The 17,893-nt window shown below is 37.9% G+C and carries 14 protein-coding genes; 2 read left to right on the forward strand and 12 right to left on the reverse strand.

Features of this window, described 5'->3' with window-relative positions; translation table 11 throughout:
- Positions 1 to 60 precede the first annotated feature (60 nt).
- From RXV91_RS05190 to RXV91_RS05205, 4 genes are all read right to left on the reverse strand, one after another.
- Positions 61 to 1,461 carry an aspartate ammonia-lyase gene (locus tag RXV91_RS05190; RefSeq protein ID WP_316438979.1) on the reverse strand — a complete coding sequence of 467 codons (1,401 nt, stop codon included), beginning with the start codon at positions 1,459 to 1,461 and terminating at the stop codon, positions 61 to 63.
- A gap of 702 nt (positions 1,462 to 2,163) precedes the next feature.
- The gene (locus RXV91_RS05195) at positions 2,164 to 2,289 is read right to left on the reverse strand and encodes a hypothetical protein (RefSeq protein ID WP_316438980.1); all 126 of its coding nucleotides are present in this window, start codon (positions 2,287 to 2,289) and stop codon (positions 2,164 to 2,166) included.
- Between the two features lie 229 nt (positions 2,290 to 2,518).
- Complete coding sequence (locus tag RXV91_RS05200; RefSeq protein WP_316438981.1) at positions 2,519 to 3,706, reverse strand: MFS transporter; 1,188 nt, start codon at positions 3,704 to 3,706, stop codon at positions 2,519 to 2,521.
- A 118-nt stretch (positions 3,707 to 3,824) separates the two neighbouring features.
- Positions 3,825 to 4,487 (reverse strand): HAD family hydrolase, encoded by a 663-nt coding sequence (locus RXV91_RS05205; RefSeq protein WP_316438982.1) that lies wholly within the window; start codon positions 4,485 to 4,487, stop codon positions 3,825 to 3,827.
- A 213-nt stretch (positions 4,488 to 4,700) separates the two neighbouring features.
- Between RXV91_RS05205 and RXV91_RS05210 the strand changes: the two genes are divergently transcribed.
- Together RXV91_RS05210 and RXV91_RS05215 are read left to right on the forward strand one after the other, a co-directional pair.
- Positions 4,701 to 6,185 carry an MDR family MFS transporter gene (locus RXV91_RS05210; protein WP_011101931.1) on the forward strand — a complete coding sequence of 495 codons (1,485 nt, stop codon included), beginning with the start codon at positions 4,701 to 4,703 and terminating at the stop codon, positions 6,183 to 6,185.
- Positions 6,182 to 6,682: a DUF4811 domain-containing protein gene (locus RXV91_RS05215; RefSeq protein WP_316438983.1), complete on the forward strand. Its 501-nt coding sequence runs from the start codon at positions 6,182 to 6,184 to the stop codon at positions 6,680 to 6,682. The genes RXV91_RS05210 and RXV91_RS05215 overlap by 4 nt, the downstream gene beginning before the upstream one ends.
- 121 nt (positions 6,683 to 6,803) lie before the next feature.
- On the opposite strand, the gene RXV91_RS15305 is transcribed toward RXV91_RS05215, so the two are convergent.
- From RXV91_RS15305 to RXV91_RS05250, 8 genes are all read right to left on the reverse strand, one after another.
- A complete protein-coding gene (locus RXV91_RS15305; protein ID WP_396426749.1) occupies positions 6,804 to 7,007 on the reverse strand; it encodes a transposase in 204 nt (67 codons plus the stop codon).
- A gap of 1,124 nt (positions 7,008 to 8,131) precedes the next feature.
- Positions 8,132 to 9,115, reverse strand: coding sequence for a sensor histidine kinase (locus tag RXV91_RS05220; RefSeq protein WP_316438984.1), 984 nt, complete (start codon positions 9,113 to 9,115; stop codon positions 8,132 to 8,134).
- Positions 9,115 to 9,792 carry a response regulator transcription factor gene (locus tag RXV91_RS05225; protein ID WP_316438985.1) on the reverse strand — a complete coding sequence of 226 codons (678 nt, stop codon included), beginning with the start codon at positions 9,790 to 9,792 and terminating at the stop codon, positions 9,115 to 9,117. The genes RXV91_RS05220 and RXV91_RS05225 overlap by 1 nt, the downstream gene beginning before the upstream one ends.
- A gap of 62 nt (positions 9,793 to 9,854) precedes the next feature.
- Positions 9,855 to 11,498: an ABC transporter ATP-binding protein gene (locus RXV91_RS05230; RefSeq protein ID WP_316438986.1), complete on the reverse strand. Its 1,644-nt coding sequence runs from the start codon at positions 11,496 to 11,498 to the stop codon at positions 9,855 to 9,857.
- A 22-nt stretch (positions 11,499 to 11,520) separates the two neighbouring features.
- Positions 11,521 to 12,909, reverse strand: coding sequence for a S8 family serine peptidase (locus RXV91_RS05235; RefSeq protein WP_316438987.1), 1,389 nt, complete (start codon positions 12,907 to 12,909; stop codon positions 11,521 to 11,523).
- 18 nt (positions 12,910 to 12,927) lie between these two features.
- Positions 12,928 to 13,488, reverse strand: coding sequence for a flavoprotein (locus RXV91_RS05240; RefSeq protein ID WP_316438988.1), 561 nt, complete (start codon positions 13,486 to 13,488; stop codon positions 12,928 to 12,930).
- Between the two features lie 22 nt (positions 13,489 to 13,510).
- Complete coding sequence (locus tag RXV91_RS05245; protein ID WP_316438989.1) at positions 13,511 to 14,824, reverse strand: lanthionine synthetase C family protein; 1,314 nt, start codon at positions 14,822 to 14,824, stop codon at positions 13,511 to 13,513.
- On the reverse strand, positions 14,814 to 17,831 hold the full coding sequence (locus RXV91_RS05250; protein ID WP_316438990.1) for a lantibiotic dehydratase: 3,018 nt from the start codon (positions 17,829 to 17,831) through the stop codon (positions 14,814 to 14,816). The genes RXV91_RS05245 and RXV91_RS05250 overlap by 11 nt, the downstream gene beginning before the upstream one ends.
- Positions 17,832 to 17,893 lie beyond the last annotated feature (62 nt).

Consider the following 17,893-nt stretch of genomic DNA (forward strand, 5'->3'; position numbering starts at 1 on the left):
GCTGATGTCAACCTTCAGAATTAAGATATCTCAGCCATGAATTGCACTGCAAAATAACGCCTACTTTGCAACCGTTCGTAGTTGTTCAATAACCTCTGGGCGTGGCTGGGTGAGTCCGGCCGGTGAAAACAGCTGCTCGACCAAATCATCGCTAAGCAAGCGACGTCGATGCAATACTTCAGGAATCGCTTGGTTAGTGGTGAGCGCTTCTTTAATCAGCGCGGTAGTCGTCTCGTAACCAAGGTATGGCGCCAAAACAGTTGCCGTGATGGCCGAATGTGCCACTTGATCCGCACAGCGCTGACGATTGACCGTCAATTGCCGCACACAGTGATCGACCAATGTTTCTAAAGCCCGCTGTAAATGCAGCTCACTGGCTAGCAATGCCCGTAACATAATCGGCTCAAAAGCGTTTAATTCTAATTGGCCTGCTTCTGCTGCCATTGTTACCGTCGTATCATGACCAATCACTTCAAACGCAACTTGGTTAACAACCTCCGGAATAACCGGATTGATTTTACCTGGCATAATAGAAGAACCTGCTTGCTGCGCGGGCAAATTCAATTCACCAAAGCCAGCTTGTGGGCCGCTCGCCAGCAATCTTAAGTCATTGCTAAACTTGGAAAGGTCAACGGCTAACGTCTTCATGGCCGCAGAGAATTCCACGAACAAATCACAGTTTTGCGTTGCATCGATCAAGTCTGGTGCGGCTACTAAATCTAAATCAGTATTTTGATTTAATTTCACTAAAATCTGCTGTTGATACGTGTGAGTCGCGTTGATGCCGGTACCGATTGCAGTCCCACCTAAATTTACGATTCGGAGATGTTCGCCCGCCTGCCGTACACGGGTCAAATCACGCTTGAATAATTGGTAATAAGCATGAAAGGTCCGCCCGTACGTCGTCGGTACCGCATCTTCAAGCTGAGTCCTGCCAACTTTGATGGCATCCTGATAACGCTGCGATTTAACCAGTAACGTTTGTACCAACCGGCTGAGTGCCGTTAATAGTCCTGGGAGTTGCATGCAAAGCGCCATTTTACCGGCCGTTGGAAAAGTATCATTGGTTGATTGTGATTGATTAACATCATCATTGGGATGAACGGCAACTGCCGGCATCAACCGGTGAGCCAAATTAGCCACCACTTCATTGACGTTCATATTAGCCGAGGTGCCAGCACCCCCTTGAATCGCTGGCACAATGAAGTTATCCGCGTAACGCCCCAGTAGTAACTGATTACATGCCGCAATAATGGCGTGTGCCTTATCATTAGACAAAGTTCCGGCAGCCGCATTCACACTGGCCGCCGCTTTCTTGATTTGAACGAGACTTTGCATAATCAGTGGATTCATCAATTCCGTTGAAACCGGAAAATTATGAACGGCACGTAACGTATGAATTCCATACAAAGCTTCATCCGGAACAGCTAACTCACCAATACAATCAGCTTCAATTCGCATAGCAAAACCCTCTTATTTAGATTTCATGTTATATCTTCTAACATGAATAATTAGAGTTTAGACCATTTTCCCTGAAATACAATCCTTTTAATTGATTTACGACTAATATTAAGTTCAACGTCGATTATAGTTAATATTCATTAAGTTCATCATCAGCATACTTCATATTAATTAATCGTCTCCTACTGTCAGCGCCTATACCAATTATTAAGTTATTACACCAACATCAACAGCCTACTTAGCAACAGGTATCGTGCTAGTCATTTTAGGACTAATCATGATTAAAACGTGCCGTTTTTTAAGCTCAAAAACGGCCAGCTAAAAACCGCTGGAAACAGGTGCGAGTGGGCGTAAACTTGCTTAGGTAGTGCGTCCTACACCGACTTCCAGGCATTTCGGCCAATTGCTGGAACGCGGTGGACACAGATTTAAGCCAAAGCCCATGTCTTAAATACTGGTCTTCCACTAACCAAGCAAAGGCCGCTTGCTAAGTGGAATTTCACCGCTGAGCATTGGCCGAAACACCTTCCAGTCGGGACAGTATTCGAATGGCTGACATGTGCGTACCCAACTTTTGGTAAATTCATCATTGTTTTTCATAAACAATAATTTTATCAATCAACTGTCAGGGTGAAAATGATATTAGGATGTCTCACTATTCCTCAATCAACATAGTAATAATTGCCCGTCTCGACAAAGTGGTTAATGCAACCCTAACGTTTCGTTTAAAGTTCCAGTATCAAAATGGTCAGCGACCAATTGGACCAAATTAGGTGGTCGTTCATCGGCAATTCGAGCGGCTTCCCGACCAGAGGGGCTGGGTGACAATGCTCAGTAGCCAAATTATTCTTAGTCGGAAGTGGTCTGCTTCCGGCTTAGAATAAGACTCGTATTTGAGATGACGCGGGTTGGGCGTTAGCTCAAATCGACGTCGGCTGCGTTCCAGCAATTGGCACCCAGCCCCGGAGGTCGGAATAGGACGCACACCGGCTGACGAATAACAATCTAAACTTGGCACGTTTTAATCATGATTCATGACCGATTGACTAATACACTGCTAATGTTGCGCTTGTCTTGTCACCACCCGTGGATAATGAACAAAGTGGGCATAAAAGCCAATGATTAACACGACGACTGCTAACCCGCAGACGCCGTTCCAACCAGCTAAATCCCATAAGACGTTGCCACAGAATGAACCTAGGGCGCCACCCATGAAGTAGCCAAACATGAATACCGAATTGAAACGGCTACTGGCATGGACATCGATACTTTGAATCCGTGTCTGATTCGCGACCTGCCCGAATTGAGTACCTAAATCAAGAATGACGATACCAATAATTAACCCCACCAAATGCGTACCACTCAGCCAAAACACTACGTAGGCTAATGTTGATAACATTAGACCCAAGCCGATAATCGTTCGGGGCCGAAAACGATCGGCTAGACGGCCAATTAAAGGGGCTGCTAACACACCGGTAACACCTAGCAACGCAAGCAGACCAGCTTCACGACTTCCCCACCCGTATTGATGCTGCAAGTAAAAGACGAGTGTTGCCCAGAAAATATTAGAAACACCAAACAAGACAAATCCGTTAACAGCCGACGCCCGCAAAACCGGATAGCGTTTTACTAACTGAGGTACTGTCTGAATCATGGCTTTATAATTCGTGGTATGTGTCGTCACGGGATCATGCGGTAATTTTCGCCACAAGACGAGCCACAATCCTGCAATCAAGATAGCGGCAATCAGATAGACCATCTGCCAAGGCAAATAGCTCGCAAGTACCCCACTGACAGTTCGTGACAAGAGAACCCCCACGAGCAAGCCACTCAGGACGTTGCCCAAGACTTGACCACGCTGATTACGAGGTGCGAGAAAGCCAGCGTACGGAATAATAACTTGTGGTGCCACCGAGGTTATCCCAATCAGTAAGCTTGCCAAGGCGTACACCCAAATATTGGGAGCCACGAAGGCTAGTAACGCTGAAATAATTGCGAGTACCAGTAAGCGCATAATCAACATTCGGCGATTCATGATATCACCCATGGGTACAATTAAGAGCAACCCGAAGGCATAGCCTAACTGCGTCAGCATTGCCACCGCCCCAATAACGGCATTCGGAAGATTAAATTGTTGCGCAATGTCAGCTTCAATTGGTTGAATATAATTAATATTAGCCACTACAATGGCTGCCGAAATCGCCATTAATAGGACCGTACTTTTATTTAAAGATTTTGAATTCACGTTAATTTCCTTCCTAATTTTGAGATTTAACAGCTTAGTCAAAATTAGAAAGCTTGTTCGACCCTAATAATCAGCCAGTGTTTCAACTGCTGATCAACGGGGACACTACCGCGCACGCCTAGTTAACCCACTGCTTAGCAGCGGCCAAATCGGTAACCATATGGGTCGGCCGTTCAGAACTAGTCGGTTGTCGCTGATCACGATTAATCCAAATCATCGACCACTGCATAGTACTGGCTGGAACAACATCGGATTCATAGCCACGTGCAATATGCCAATGATTATCTGCCGTTAACTTAAAACGCTCTTGAACCGTTTCAAAGAAAGCTGACGCTGGTTTGTAAGCTTGAACGTCTTCAGCCGTAACAACCGCTGTGAAAGGCACCTTTAAAGCAGCAATGTTGGCCGGCATAATATCCCAGGAAGAATTCGACATAATAATCAATTGATAGCCCAATTGCTGCCACGCTGTTAAGGTCGGTATAACATCGGCGTATGGTAATAGGTGTCGTTGCACTTCCAAGCATTCAACGTAATGACTTTCAAAGAAGTGTCTCTGTTCAAACAATCGATCTAAATGCTTAAGATCAGCCCGGACTAATGTTGAATAATCTAGATAAGGATTGACACTGGCAGGATCGTCCTCATAAGTCGCGTAGGCTTTACGAACCGTTAGTGGGTCTAAACCAACCGCCAATCCTAAATTAGCCACCCATTGATACAGCGGCTCAGTATTAATTAACGTCCCGTAACAATCAAATGTTAAATATTTTTTGGTCATATTTTTTAGCTTCCTTACTGAATGTCGATGAATTGTGCTGACTATCATTAGCACGACTCACCACAAATTAACTAATATTATCTATTTTATTTTACCACGACACCGAACACTCAGCAGACCGCCCCGGTACCAATTAATAGGCCTAGGACTTTCATCGTGATATACTTATTGATTGTGCATTATTACAGAATTCATAAAAGAAAGGACGGTATTATGCCAACTCAAAATTCAACGTTACCGCTTGATGCCAATGGTCAGCCCTATCACCGGACTTGGCTCGTATTGACCTTGCTCGTCGGGACGTTCACCACCTTCATTACCCAAACACTATTAACGACAGCTTTTCCAACGTTAATGGCCGATTTTCATATTTCAGCAACCGCCGTTCAGTGGTTGACTACTGGTTTCATGTTAATCATGGGAATTATGATTCCCGTCAGTGCCTGGTTGCTGACCCGAATCAATTCCAAGTATTTGTACTTAACAGCCATGCTTATTTTTGGTCTGGGAACTACGCTGGCGTACTTTGCCGTCAACTTTCAGATGTTGCTGATTGCCCGAATGATTCAAGCAATGGGCGTCGGAATTTCCGCCCCAGTGTTTCAAACAATCATGTCTTCAGTTTATCCACCCGAAAAACGGGGTTCCGCAATGGGGACAGCCGGAATTGTTATTGGCTTAGCACCCGCCATCGGACCGACACTCTCTGGCTGGATTATTGATAACTATTCCTGGCGGGCACTCTTCTTATTCATCCTGCCAATCAATATTCTAGTCATCATCGTTTCATTCTTCACTTTACGGAAAGTCTTACCAACTTCCAAACAACCAATTGATTGGTGGTCAGTCTTGATCTCAACAATTGGTTTTGGCAGTATGTTATACGGTTTTTCATCCGTTGGTAATGCTGGTTGGGGCGACCCAGTCGTCCTCACAACTTTAGTCATTGGTCTGATTTTCATTGGTCTATTCGTCTGGCGGCAACTTCACATGGATCAGCCATTATTGGAATTACGTGTCTTTAAGATTCCGGCTTTCACCCTATCCGCAATCCTGACCGCCCTCGCTTACATGGCTATGATGGGCGTCGAAATGATTTTGCCAATGTATATTCAAACGGTCCTCGGTCGTTCAGCAATGGACTCTGGATTGATTTTATTACCTGGCGCAATCATGATGGGGATTATGAGCCCCATTACTGGTCGCATCTTTGACCATATCGGTGCTCGCAGATTAGCAATGACGGGCATGTTACTCCTAACGCTAGGCACTGCTTTCTTCCTATCAATCAGTGCCACGACCCCGATCTTATGGATTATCGTTGTTTATGCTATTCGGATGTTCGGCCTGACCATGGTTACCATGCCCGTCACAACGACCGGGATCAATGCGTTACCTTTCCGGTTAATTTCCCATGGGACCGCCGCCAACAACACCCTACGTCAAGTCGCAGCTTCAATGGGGACGGCCGTTTTAATCAGTGTCTACTCCAGCGTCGCCAAGTGGCAAATGCCAGGACACCAATTACTGACACAGGCACCTTTGAAATACCGTCAGGACGGAATCACGGCAACCTTAACTGGTTATCACATGGCGTTCGTTGTCTCACTCATTTTTTGTGCGATTGGTTTTGGGATTACCTTCTTCTTAAAAGCCAATCATTCAAAAACCATTAGTCAGGAGGATGATGCCGCATGATCATTATCTTACTAATTCTTGCAACCTTTGTCTTTGCTGGCACGATGATTTTTTCACCGGCAGGCCGCAACCGTCTCATTGCCATTATTATTAGTGGCCTCATTATTGCCACTAGCCTCATCGCCCTCGTCCTAAACGACAATTACCATTGGGGCATGCACGAAGTCACCCGCACGCAGATTCAAGATTTAGCCCCGCTAAAATCCAAACAAGCGGCGTTGCGGGTCCAGCAACTCGGAACGGGGTCTGAACGCGTCATCAGTTACCGGGTTGCAGCCGCCACTAAAGTCAGTCACACGGTGACCACAACCACCACAACAACTAAACTGACTGGCGGTTCACCCGCGCAGGTTCAACTAAAGACCACGACTTGGCAGTTCAAAAATCACCTGACACACGTGTTATTCAGCCTAGGAAATACCAAGACAAAAATTGTTCAACGCCAATATTTGTTTACAATTCCTAAGACGTGGCAAGTGGTGACAGTTAAAAATTAAGCGTTAATAAAAGAGGCTGTGACATAAGTCAATACAACAAAAGGTTCTCTGTCAATTGTCGTTAGTAATTTGTTAAAGGTGCTTAGCCGTTGCACGGCTAAGCACCTTTTTAATTTGAATATTAAATGTATACGTAATATGAAGTTATGGAAATTTTCCTAACTATATGCGGTGTGTTTAAGACTTTGATTTTATTATTTGTCCCTTCCAAAGGACCATTTGAGTATTGAGATTTAAGTGCGTTCTCAATTGAGTCTTGGTTATCGCTTAATCTGACAAAATGCTTCTCAATCTCCTCTGAAAATTGATTACTAAAATCCAGAATTTGTCTTAAACGGGGTACGTCACGTTATTTAATGGCGCTCCTTAGTGTGTAAGCCATCATGAGCTAGTCTTAGTTCTGGATCGAAATCTAGCATTTTTTCGACGACTTGATTTTAGGTATGCAGCCCAGTGATAAAGGAATAGTACTCATAGTTTTTAATATCAATTTTTTCATTAGGCTTCAATAGTAATTTCCAATCCCCCTTTAGAGCCTTATACTTAACATTTGATTTGGCAAATTGTTTCATGACACGAATACGAGTTTGACTAAAGCCCGCTACTGCTTGGACCTCGGGGGGGCCTTTTTTGAATATCGCTGATAACACTCAATTTTTTATGTTTGGGTCTTTAATTCCTAACAAGAATTTAGTATCCTTACTCATAAGGATATAGTCGTTTTTTCTTTTGAAATGTGATAGTGGATAGATATAAGTCTGCTAACTATATCTCTTTTTTACACTTTTTTAACATACCATGATTAAAATACATACAAAAATATCTGCTGTCAGTAATCAAGTTTTCACTTAATTACCAACAACAGATATTATAGAACCGTAATATTTCAACTCAGGGGGGCACTTCGTCTCTGAAACTTATGCAAAAGTACTATATCAAAGGCATCGCAACTATTTACCAGCAGTTAACTCAATTTAAATTATTTGATAGGGATTAGAGAACTATTCAGGGAAAACTTTCTATGACTATTCATTTAAAATTAAAGTCAGCAAACGTATCATGCTTCGTATCCAGTTGTTGCGAAACACTTTAAAATCAAGAATCCAGTACCTATTTAGGAGCGGGACACAATCTGAGCAAAGGACAGTTGTGACCATGACCAACTAAAAGACGATTAAAAAATGACAGATAAGCCTAACAATGCTAAAACGATTAAGCAACTTCAGAAAAAAATGAGCTTTTGAGTGTTAAGGTAGAAAACTCGAAGCCTTAGCATAGAAAAAATCCCAAGCCCTAAAAAATTCCAACTAAATTACTGAGCTAAAGCTTAAATTGAATATTAAATTAGTACTGGTTTTAAAAGGCAACAAAAATGTTTAGTGAAAAATCAAGACCCCATCTGAAAAATTTACTTTATACTGGTGCAAATATCATGTAAATGAACATCACTTAGTGTGGCAATCGTTTTATGATAAAGGTTGAACCTTTACCGACTGTGGAGTGCACCAATATTTGTAACGAAAGCAGTTTCACAGCTTCATGGGCAATATAAAGACCCAAACCGCTTGCATTTGTATTTTCTCGACCAGTCAGCCCTGTGAAACCATTCTCATAAATGCGATTTATGTCTTCTTTATTAATACCAATACCTGTATCACTAATCGCAATAATAGTATCAGAATCCATTGGTATTTGAACTGTTATATTCCCTCCCTGAGGAGTGTATTTATTAGCATTGATAAGGATCTGCTCAATTATGACTGTTAACCACTTTTTATCACTAATTACTACTTTAGTTTGCTTTTTAAATTTTATATGTTGTTTTTTATTTAGAAAAAGAAAACTGTTATTTCTTAGTACTGCGCGAACACATTCGTTAACATCCACTTCACTAAATTGAATATCATTATTTCCTCCGGTTAGACTTATAAATTCCAACATTGCATCTAAATTCTGCTTTATTGTTCTAATCTGTTTACGACTTTCACAACGAAATTCTAGGCTATCCTGACTACTGTCAACCATTAAGGATAATGCAGTTAGAGGCGTTTTAATATTATGTGTCCACAGAACAAATCGATCTTGAATAAACTGACTCTTTGAATTAGCTTTTGAAATAACACTAGCATCATGTTTGACTGTTCTAACAAGCAATGCATATAAAGCATACTTTTTTAAAGTATTTCCACTCGGAATGTGAGTATCTATCGTTGCAAACTTTATCTTTGCTAATGTAAGTTCGTCTCTTATATTTCTGCTTACAGTAAAACAACCTACTAAAAGAAAAACTCCCATCAGAAGGATAGAAACATCAAGAATAATTGCCCCTGACATGCCGTAAAGAAAGAGAACCATATCACATAGTAATATTATTGAAAATTTGCTAGCAATATATTTTAGCATGATAAAATATATTCTTTTTATTTTGATCATTAAATATCACCTAAAATGTAACCTTGACCACGTTTTGTTTTAATGAATTGATCTAAAGAAGTGACATGGATTTTTTTTCTGAGCCGAGCAAGATTCACTTGGAGAGCATTTTCATCAACAAAGTCATCATTATCCCATAATGCTGTCATTAAGATGTGTTTAGACACAATATGACCCACATTTTCAAATAGTGCCCTTAGAATAACTAATTCATGATTTGTTAATATAATTGTCTGAGATTCAAATTCCAATTGTGAATTCACTAAATTTAAAGTATATCCTTCAAAATGAAGATTGCTTTTAATTTGATCAAATTCATACGTTCTTCTCAGAAGAGATTTGATTTTGACACTTAACATTTCAAAATCAAACGGTTTTGAAATGAAATCGTCAGCTCCAGCATTTAATGCAGCAACAGTATTCAATTTTTCTTCAGCAGATGATAAAAATATTATTGGAGTTGTAGCAAATTCACGAATTTTTCTTGTCCAATAGTAACCGTCCCGATATGGCAAGTAGATATCCATTAATATTAAACTTGGTTTTTCTAAATGTACCATAATTGTTATATTTTCAAAATCTTTTATTATTTTTGATTGTAGGCCTCTTTTAGATAATCCATCTTTAATTAATTCAGCAACGATGTCATCGTCTTCTACTATTAAAATAGTGTCCATAGCTGTTTCCACCCATCTAAAAGTTGTTTCAACAATGATTATATCATGCCGCTTAAATTCATTTAACTTTGTTTTAGATTATCTAAATTCAGAACAAGGTCTGAAGACTTCAAGTGTTTCTGATCATGTGTAATGTCAATCACCAAACATCTATTTGATTTAGCAAATTGGAAAATATTTCTTTTGATTGTAATTCTATTTTCTGGATCTAAATGCGACAAAACTTCATCCAGAAAAATCACATTTTTTGATTGTAAGAAAAGTCTTGCAATAGCTAAACGCTGCAGTTCTCCCCCTGAAAAGGCATTAGACATTTCTTCAATTGAAGTTTCGAGTTTCAAAGGGAGCTGCCTTACAATTTGTTCCAGGTTAACTTTTGATAAGGCATTCCATACTTTTGACTCATTGATTCGTTGTCCAATCGTTAAATTTTCCATAATGCTGCCTGAAAAAAACAAAGGATGTTGTGTTATATATATTATATTGTCACGCACAGAAGAAATATTTAAATCATTTAATTTGTTTCCATTAATATATATAGAACCACTGTCAGGTTTATATAGTTTTTCCAACATTTTTAATATTGTCGATTTTCCGCCTCCGTTTTGGCCAATTATAGATATATATAACGGTGAGTTAATCTCAAAGCTCAAGTGGTCAAACACGATCTTCTTATTATAGGGGTATGAAAAACACACATCTTCAAACTTGATATTCTTTATCGGTTCACTTAATCGTTTATTGTTTTGCTCTTCTTCATCGTAGGATAAATACTTATAAAGTTGTTCAGACCCACCCACTGTTCTTGCTAATGAGGGCGCTAGTTTACTTATTTGTAGGAAGGGGGCTATTTCTTGGCTTAAATACAGAAAAAATGCTGTCAACCCACCAGCTGATAGTAAATGATTTTGAATTTCAATTTTACCGACTACAATGACAGCAAAAACCATTAATAACAGAATAACGTTGACAAGCGGGGTAAAAAGGCTTTGATATTTCAGCTGTTTAATATCACTATCATATAAAGCATTGATACTACGTATTCCACGATTTGACGCATACTTTTGCGCGTTATTTATCTTGAATAACATGTTGCTAAGCTTTAGTCGTGATAAAGTTGAAATTCCATTTGCTTTATTATATTGTATATTTTTACTTATTCCAGTCATTTTTCGACTAAACGGTAAAATAATAACAATTAAAGTAAATAGTAAAACGAAAACAGTCATCGCCAATTTGGCATTAATCCAAAACATCATTCCACCAGCACCGATTGCTGTTATTACTGATGTCAAGGTTTGAGGAAACTCTTCCGAAACTAATCTTTCTGTTAATTCTGAATCATTGATAATATGACTGGCTACTGATTCTCCTGTATCTTGTATAACATCTGAATACTTTGCTTTTACTACTCTATTCCAAACTTCAATTCGCACATTTCTTACAACTCGAGCTCCAATAATCGACAGGGTCAGCACAGACACTACACTGGTGAATAACGTCAATATCAACAAAATTGCTAATCTTTCAAGATCAAAAACAGACGGCATTTGATCAACTAGTGATTTAATTCTATATGGAATTTGTAATGACAAAAAGGTACTCAAAATAGATACAAAAATACCAAACATAAATAAGTAAATATTTGGTCGGCCATGTTTTAGTATCAATCTAAACAACCTTTTAATATCTTTTTTTTTCTGCATTGTAGTCTCACGCACCTTGAAATTAGTAGTTCTGACTTAGAGCAGTGTTTGCATCAATAATTCGATAACCATCTTTGGAATATGAACATGAACGAATTAATATTTGTACGGCTTTTTGAGGAGAGTTTTGAAGATTATATTTACCGATAATCTCAGCCAACAGACCAGAAACTTTTCCTGCTGACAATGAAGTACCGCTCTGGTAATTATAGTTACCATCATTGGTTGTGGATAAAATCGATTCCTTCATAAATAATTTTTCCTCAAACCACTTCGATTTTCCATATTGACGAAGCAAAATTGTGTCACCACCAGGAGCTAAAACAAAATCCTTTCGTTTTTTTTCATAATAATTACTAAATGTTGACTTGTAATTTTCGTTATTGCTTGATCCCACAGATATAACACCGGGAATAGATGCAGGATAGTCTAGGATACGCACTTTTTTACTAACTGTTTGTGAATGTTGCTTTTTGTATAATTCCTTCAAATCTTTTTGTTTCTCTGAAGTTCCGTCCTCTCCTGTAGCCGCTACGACCAGTGTTTTATGACTCAAAGCGTATTGCACAGCACTTTTATACGCCTGTTCCTCAAGATATGGTTCCTCACAGATAGCCGAGCTATTTCGGGGATTTGTCACGGGCAAATACTGACCAAGACTAAGATTAATGACTTTAACGCGGTCTTGAGTGGCTGCAATAATTGCCTTCAATATCCATGTTGTTTTAGATTTTTCTTTGCCGAATACTCTATATGACCTAATTCCAATCCCGGGAGCAATACCATTTATCAATCCCTTTGCACTAATTTGTCCAGCTACAACAGTCCCATGGCCTTTCAAATCACCGGTAAAGTCTTTGTTTCCATTTTCATATGGCTCCTGCCCATCGTAGCCATTCTTAGGAACAAAGTTTTTCTGAGTACCTACTAGTTGATTTTCTAACGCTGGATGTGTGCTCATAACTCCTGAATCGATAATTCCTACAGTGCTTTCCTTATTTGGAAAATATTTTTTATATGCATCGCCATTATGCGTAACTGATTGCATATCCCATTGATAAGAAAACAAAGTGGGCAAGGTCAATGATTGTTGTAATCTGCTTTCTGATGGGGAGCTACTACTATTTTGTGTTTTGCTACATGCGATTAATTTAACCTTCCCTACAGATTGCAGTACAGATAACGATTTATGTTCAGATGTTTTTGTATCTACTTGTAAATATCCGATTTCAGGAATAGAATCATCTATTTGGATGTCTTTCTTCTTTAGTACACTTTCATACTTTTTAACATCTGTACTTTTTTTTAATAAAACTTGATATCCATTGGCATTAACATTAAGTTGTCCAACTGTTAAAAGCGAGCAGAAAGAGAGGAAACATAATATATTGAATCGCAAATTAATTTTCATGTTTGCATCCTCTAGCCTCTACTTAATACTTAAACTAGTTCCATAAGTTTCATTTAACTGTTTCAGCACTTCAGTTAAACTCGGAATAGTAATGTTTCTCCGCATTCTCTGACTAGCAATTTCAAATGTTTGATCCATTATTGGTTTATAAATATCAAAACCAAATTTATCCAATTTAGATAAATTATCTTGTACCAATGTATTTTCCCACATCAGATTGTTCATGCTTGGGAAAATAACTTTCTTTTTATTAAAAGAAAGTGCAGTTGTTGTCAAAAATGTATCGGCTATACCATTTGCTAATTTTCCTATGGTATTTGCTGTGGCCGGTAAAAAAATCATCATATCAGCCCATCTGCTTAATGAAATATGATTCTGATTACCCTTAAAACTGATATCATCTGTATATATGTGTTCACATACCATTGACAACGCTGTTTCTGACATTACTTGTGTCGCATTTTTTGTAGCTATAACTCGAACATGTCCCACCCTACTTGATAACATTGCAAGATATTCTGGAATGCCTAAAATGGTTCCTGCTCCACAAATTCCTACAATAATATTTTTTTCAGCCATAATCTTCCTCCTTAAATGTTTGTCAGTCCAAGCAGAATACATTTGACCAACACGAACTCTTGCCATTGCTTTCAGATTTTACAGCGAGGTAATCAGATAGCACTAGTAAAATACCGATCTCCCCATTTAATAAACCAAAATTGTTAAATACATATTGTTGAGATTCATCGGTTTCTATATCTTGAAACCCATACACATTGGACGATTTATAAAATGAGAAAATACGTTGAACAATCTCATCAATTTTCATCATTAAATAATCACTAGGTGTTCGGTCATATGCTTTTAACAAAAAGGCCAAATGCCCCGACAGTCCATGACAAAACGTAGGACTAATTAAATCAGAATCGCTTTGATTTAAAATGCTAACTAATACCTTTGTTGAAGTTGCTAGTATTTCTTTATCATGTAAGGCACTACCAATTAAATATAATGTATTATAAAAATCTGTATTGCCGTAACACCAACCGTTTTTCACGTAGTTATTCAATGTATTAATAATGGATACTTGTTCAACAGCTAACCGCATGGGGAACGTATAGCCAGTTGTATCTTTTTGAGAGAAACTCATTAGATATCCATACATACTCTTCAATGTTTGTTCACATTTTTCAGTTTTAATGCCCTGCTTAGATGATAGTGCATACAAAGACATTGGCCCCAGCATTCCATGCGCCAGTCCAAAATTCAAATTTCCATTTGGATATAATTCTTTGTCTCGCTTTAAAAATTGAAATTCGTTTGGTACCCACCAACATAGTTCGCCTACTTTGCTGAGTTGTTCATTTTCTATCAAGTGTAAAATTTGAATTAAAAGCGCTTTGGCATTCTTGTTTTGATTCGAAATACTTAATAAATATCTTCCTATTCCTGAATATCCTTGAACAACATCGTAAATTCCGGGATTTGTTTTACCTACACAATTATTACTCAAAAATCGCGGTACCAATTGAATAATCCGACTATCTAACTGATCTAAAATGTTTGAATAGTTCTGGCGCTGGTGAGAAACCTGACTGATGGCAAAAGCAATACCAGTCAGGCCACTGAACATTGAAATATCAACGTTTTTGGGATCTAAATTTCGAACAATACTTTGAACATATGAGAATATTGTTTCACTTAGGTCAACTTTATTTGTTACTTCTCGTTCTTTTAGAAGAAGCAATATTCCACTTAACCCAGATGACAAAGTAACTGGATTCCAAAAATCCGTTCTTGTATCAACTGAAGAACTAATTTTAAATAAACTGTCTACATTCAAGTATTTTTCGGTTTCGGTATTTAGAATTTGTTTTACCTCGTCTATAAAGGACAAATCTAGCTTATTTTGCATTTTCATCAATCCCTATAAAATTTTTGAAAGGTAACGAAGTTAATATAGTTCGAATTGTTGCCATTGTCTTTTTTTCGGACATATTGTTTATCCCAAAAATCCGATTACATCTCATATGCATGAGACTACCAATGATTCTACTACGACCACTTGTAAGATATTTAGTGCTAATGATTCGATTAATCAGATTGTTTTCTTGGGTTAGAATTTCTAAATTTCCTTCTGAAATCCAGCTCGTAGAGTCGGTCGAATCTAATAGCTGCATAGCCGCATGTACTAAAACAGATTCCCGTGAATGCAATTCATGGCTGAATGCATAACGATCTACCAAGTTGTTCATAAGATTTACTTCTTTTGAATACGGATAGTTAATCTCGACAAACATTTTAATGAAACTAAGAGCAAGAAGTTCTGTTAAAGAAAGCCCTGTTTGACTGGCTAGTATATGTCGGCTAAGTTCACTGTCCATCCAAAATATTTGATGGACCATATCAAAAACATCTTCTCCTCCATATCTGAATAATTCCTTTTTATAAGGTAAAATTTCAAAATTACCAACAACACCAGTCTTGGACAAATACCAATTAATAAAGCTCTGATATAATTTTCCAAGATTATCATCCATGTCAGCTTTTATTCTTACACGTATACTTCCTTTACCTTGATCCTCATATCTAATAAAAAACCACTCATGATTCTTTATTACCGCTTTTTTTAGAGAAGGTAAGATATTAGTAATAAATTCTTGTTGTTTCTTATCTGGAACTTGTAAACTAACATATAGCCAATTAGCTAATTCATCACTATCAGACTTGGCATTGAATATATTTTTTGGTACATATTCAAGTTTTTGTTGGATAATATCTTCATTTACAAATGGGACGACTAGCTCATTGGCATATGATTGACCAGTTTGATCTATGAAACTGCTGTTCCCATTACCATTAAGTTCATACGTGTCTTCCAAGAATTGGACTCTACCAAACTTCTTCAACTCTTCTCGGATTATTTCGATATGCTCCTGATTATTCGTGTCAACATATGTTATATAATCTGCAAACTTTAAACGTACATATCTTGGTAACTTAATTTGACTTTTCCAATCTTTAAATAGTTTATCAAAGGTGTTTATATCAGCCGAAACATTTTTTGAATTTAAGTTCCATTCCGCTGGTCTCAACATAATATCTTCATACCAAACAGCTGGACTATAATCGAATTGATCTAAAATACTAAATGTAGGCGGAGTAATCATCCGCAGGTTGTATTGTGAAATCTCTCTGAGCAAACGAAGCAATCTAGTACCATTTTGATAATTGAACATATTGTTAGCAACAAACTCTACACGTAACTTTTTACTGCAAGAATAAAAATATAATTGATCACTGTTAGCACCAACGTATATGTCATCTACGGTCACATCATCAATATTAGTTGATCCTCGTAAATTTAGTTTTGAATTTACAACTGAATTATTTTCTGCAACATTCGCACCACTACCAAATGCTGGAATTTCAGACAGTTCAACAAATTTTGTTGTATTAAATCTTCGTTTTAAAGAAGATCGTCTCATTTCTAGGGTAGTTGTCGTAAAATCATTTGAAAGTAAATCATAAAACCGTCCTGCTGTGCTACCAGCACTCGGTGAAAGTGACAAACCATCTACCTCTAGAAAGGGAGCGCTATTCTTGTGAAGCGTGCAATAAAGTTCACCAGATAACTGATGTTGACCCTGGGACGCACTAACACTTCTTAAATCATTTTTTAAAATTCGTATAGGGCTTTTGCTATATTGTGCATTCATCATCTTTTTCAGAAGAAGAGCATCAATCTCCTTATTTCTAATAGTTTTAGGTTCAGAAGGTTCACTGTCGTATTCAGTTGGAAATCCTAGCCCAAGACTTTCATCAATTAGTACCTGAAGTGGCACTAATTGTTCATATCCAAATTTTTCAATAAAACGGCCGTGATATTTTTTTATGGTTTCTTGAGTAGCTGTATCTTTAGACAAAACATCCAAAATTTCTACAGCTTTTTTTATACTAGACTTGACAGATACACTCGCTTCTAAGTGATTTACATAGCCAACATCGATTTTAAGATAATGTTTGTTAGTGTGGACTTTTGACATTTCTTCTCGTAATTCGTTTAATTCTTTGTTTCCTTGTCCAATTGGAATTTTCGCATATTGATCAATCTGCCTGTCAATCATGTTTAACGTATCTAGTATTGGGCTCTTCACTTGTTTGTTTAGTTGCTGTAATAGCTGTTTAAATCCAGCCATTCCAATCGTTAATTGAGGTCTAAGCTTACTAATTACAATTTCCTGATTGATTAATTGCTGTAGATAGCCTACACACTTTTTTGAATCAACAATAGAAAACTTATCTTGCATCGCTTCAACAGTATCTTGAAAACTGTGACCAAACTTTAAGTAATTCAATACAAAATCTAGGAGTATTGTTCTTTTAACCTTTATACTCTCAACTAGATCATTTCGATCTTTAGTCAATCCAAGATTTGTTTTTGTATCTAGTAAATAAAAACCCATCACTTTCGTTAACGCATTATTAGACTGTATTTGTATTGCAGGGTATTGAGAAATATTTTTCTCAAAAAAATCGACGATATAATAAACCCACCGTAAATCTGCTTCAACATGCTTTTGTTTTAAGACATTAAATTTTTGTGGAGTCTCTCTTTCACAAAAATTTCCAGTGCCAATTGCCGCGAAAAAGCCGAAAGGCGTGGGCCTAGTGGATAATCGATTCAGATATTTGTTTAGAGATACTTTGACTTGACGCTTTTTTTTGGGACTTCTACTCTCTGACTTTTCTAGTAATACACTCTTAAGTAAGGATGGACTGGCGAAATTCACCGCTTCATTTATAACAGGAGATTCCACTAAAACAGTTTCAGGACTTTTACTCTTATTTGCAAGATTTTTAAAATCTTGTAAGGATAAAAGTGGAGTTCGTACTAGAAAATATGTTCCAACTTTATACAAAACTCAGACACCTCTTTTAAAAAAAATGCCGGAAACTTTTCAGCATCCGGCACATAATTGCA

The sequence above is a fragment of the Lactiplantibacillus sp. DA1 genome (assembly GCF_032681335.1).
Classification (GTDB): Bacteria; Bacillota; Bacilli; order Lactobacillales; family Lactobacillaceae; genus Lactiplantibacillus.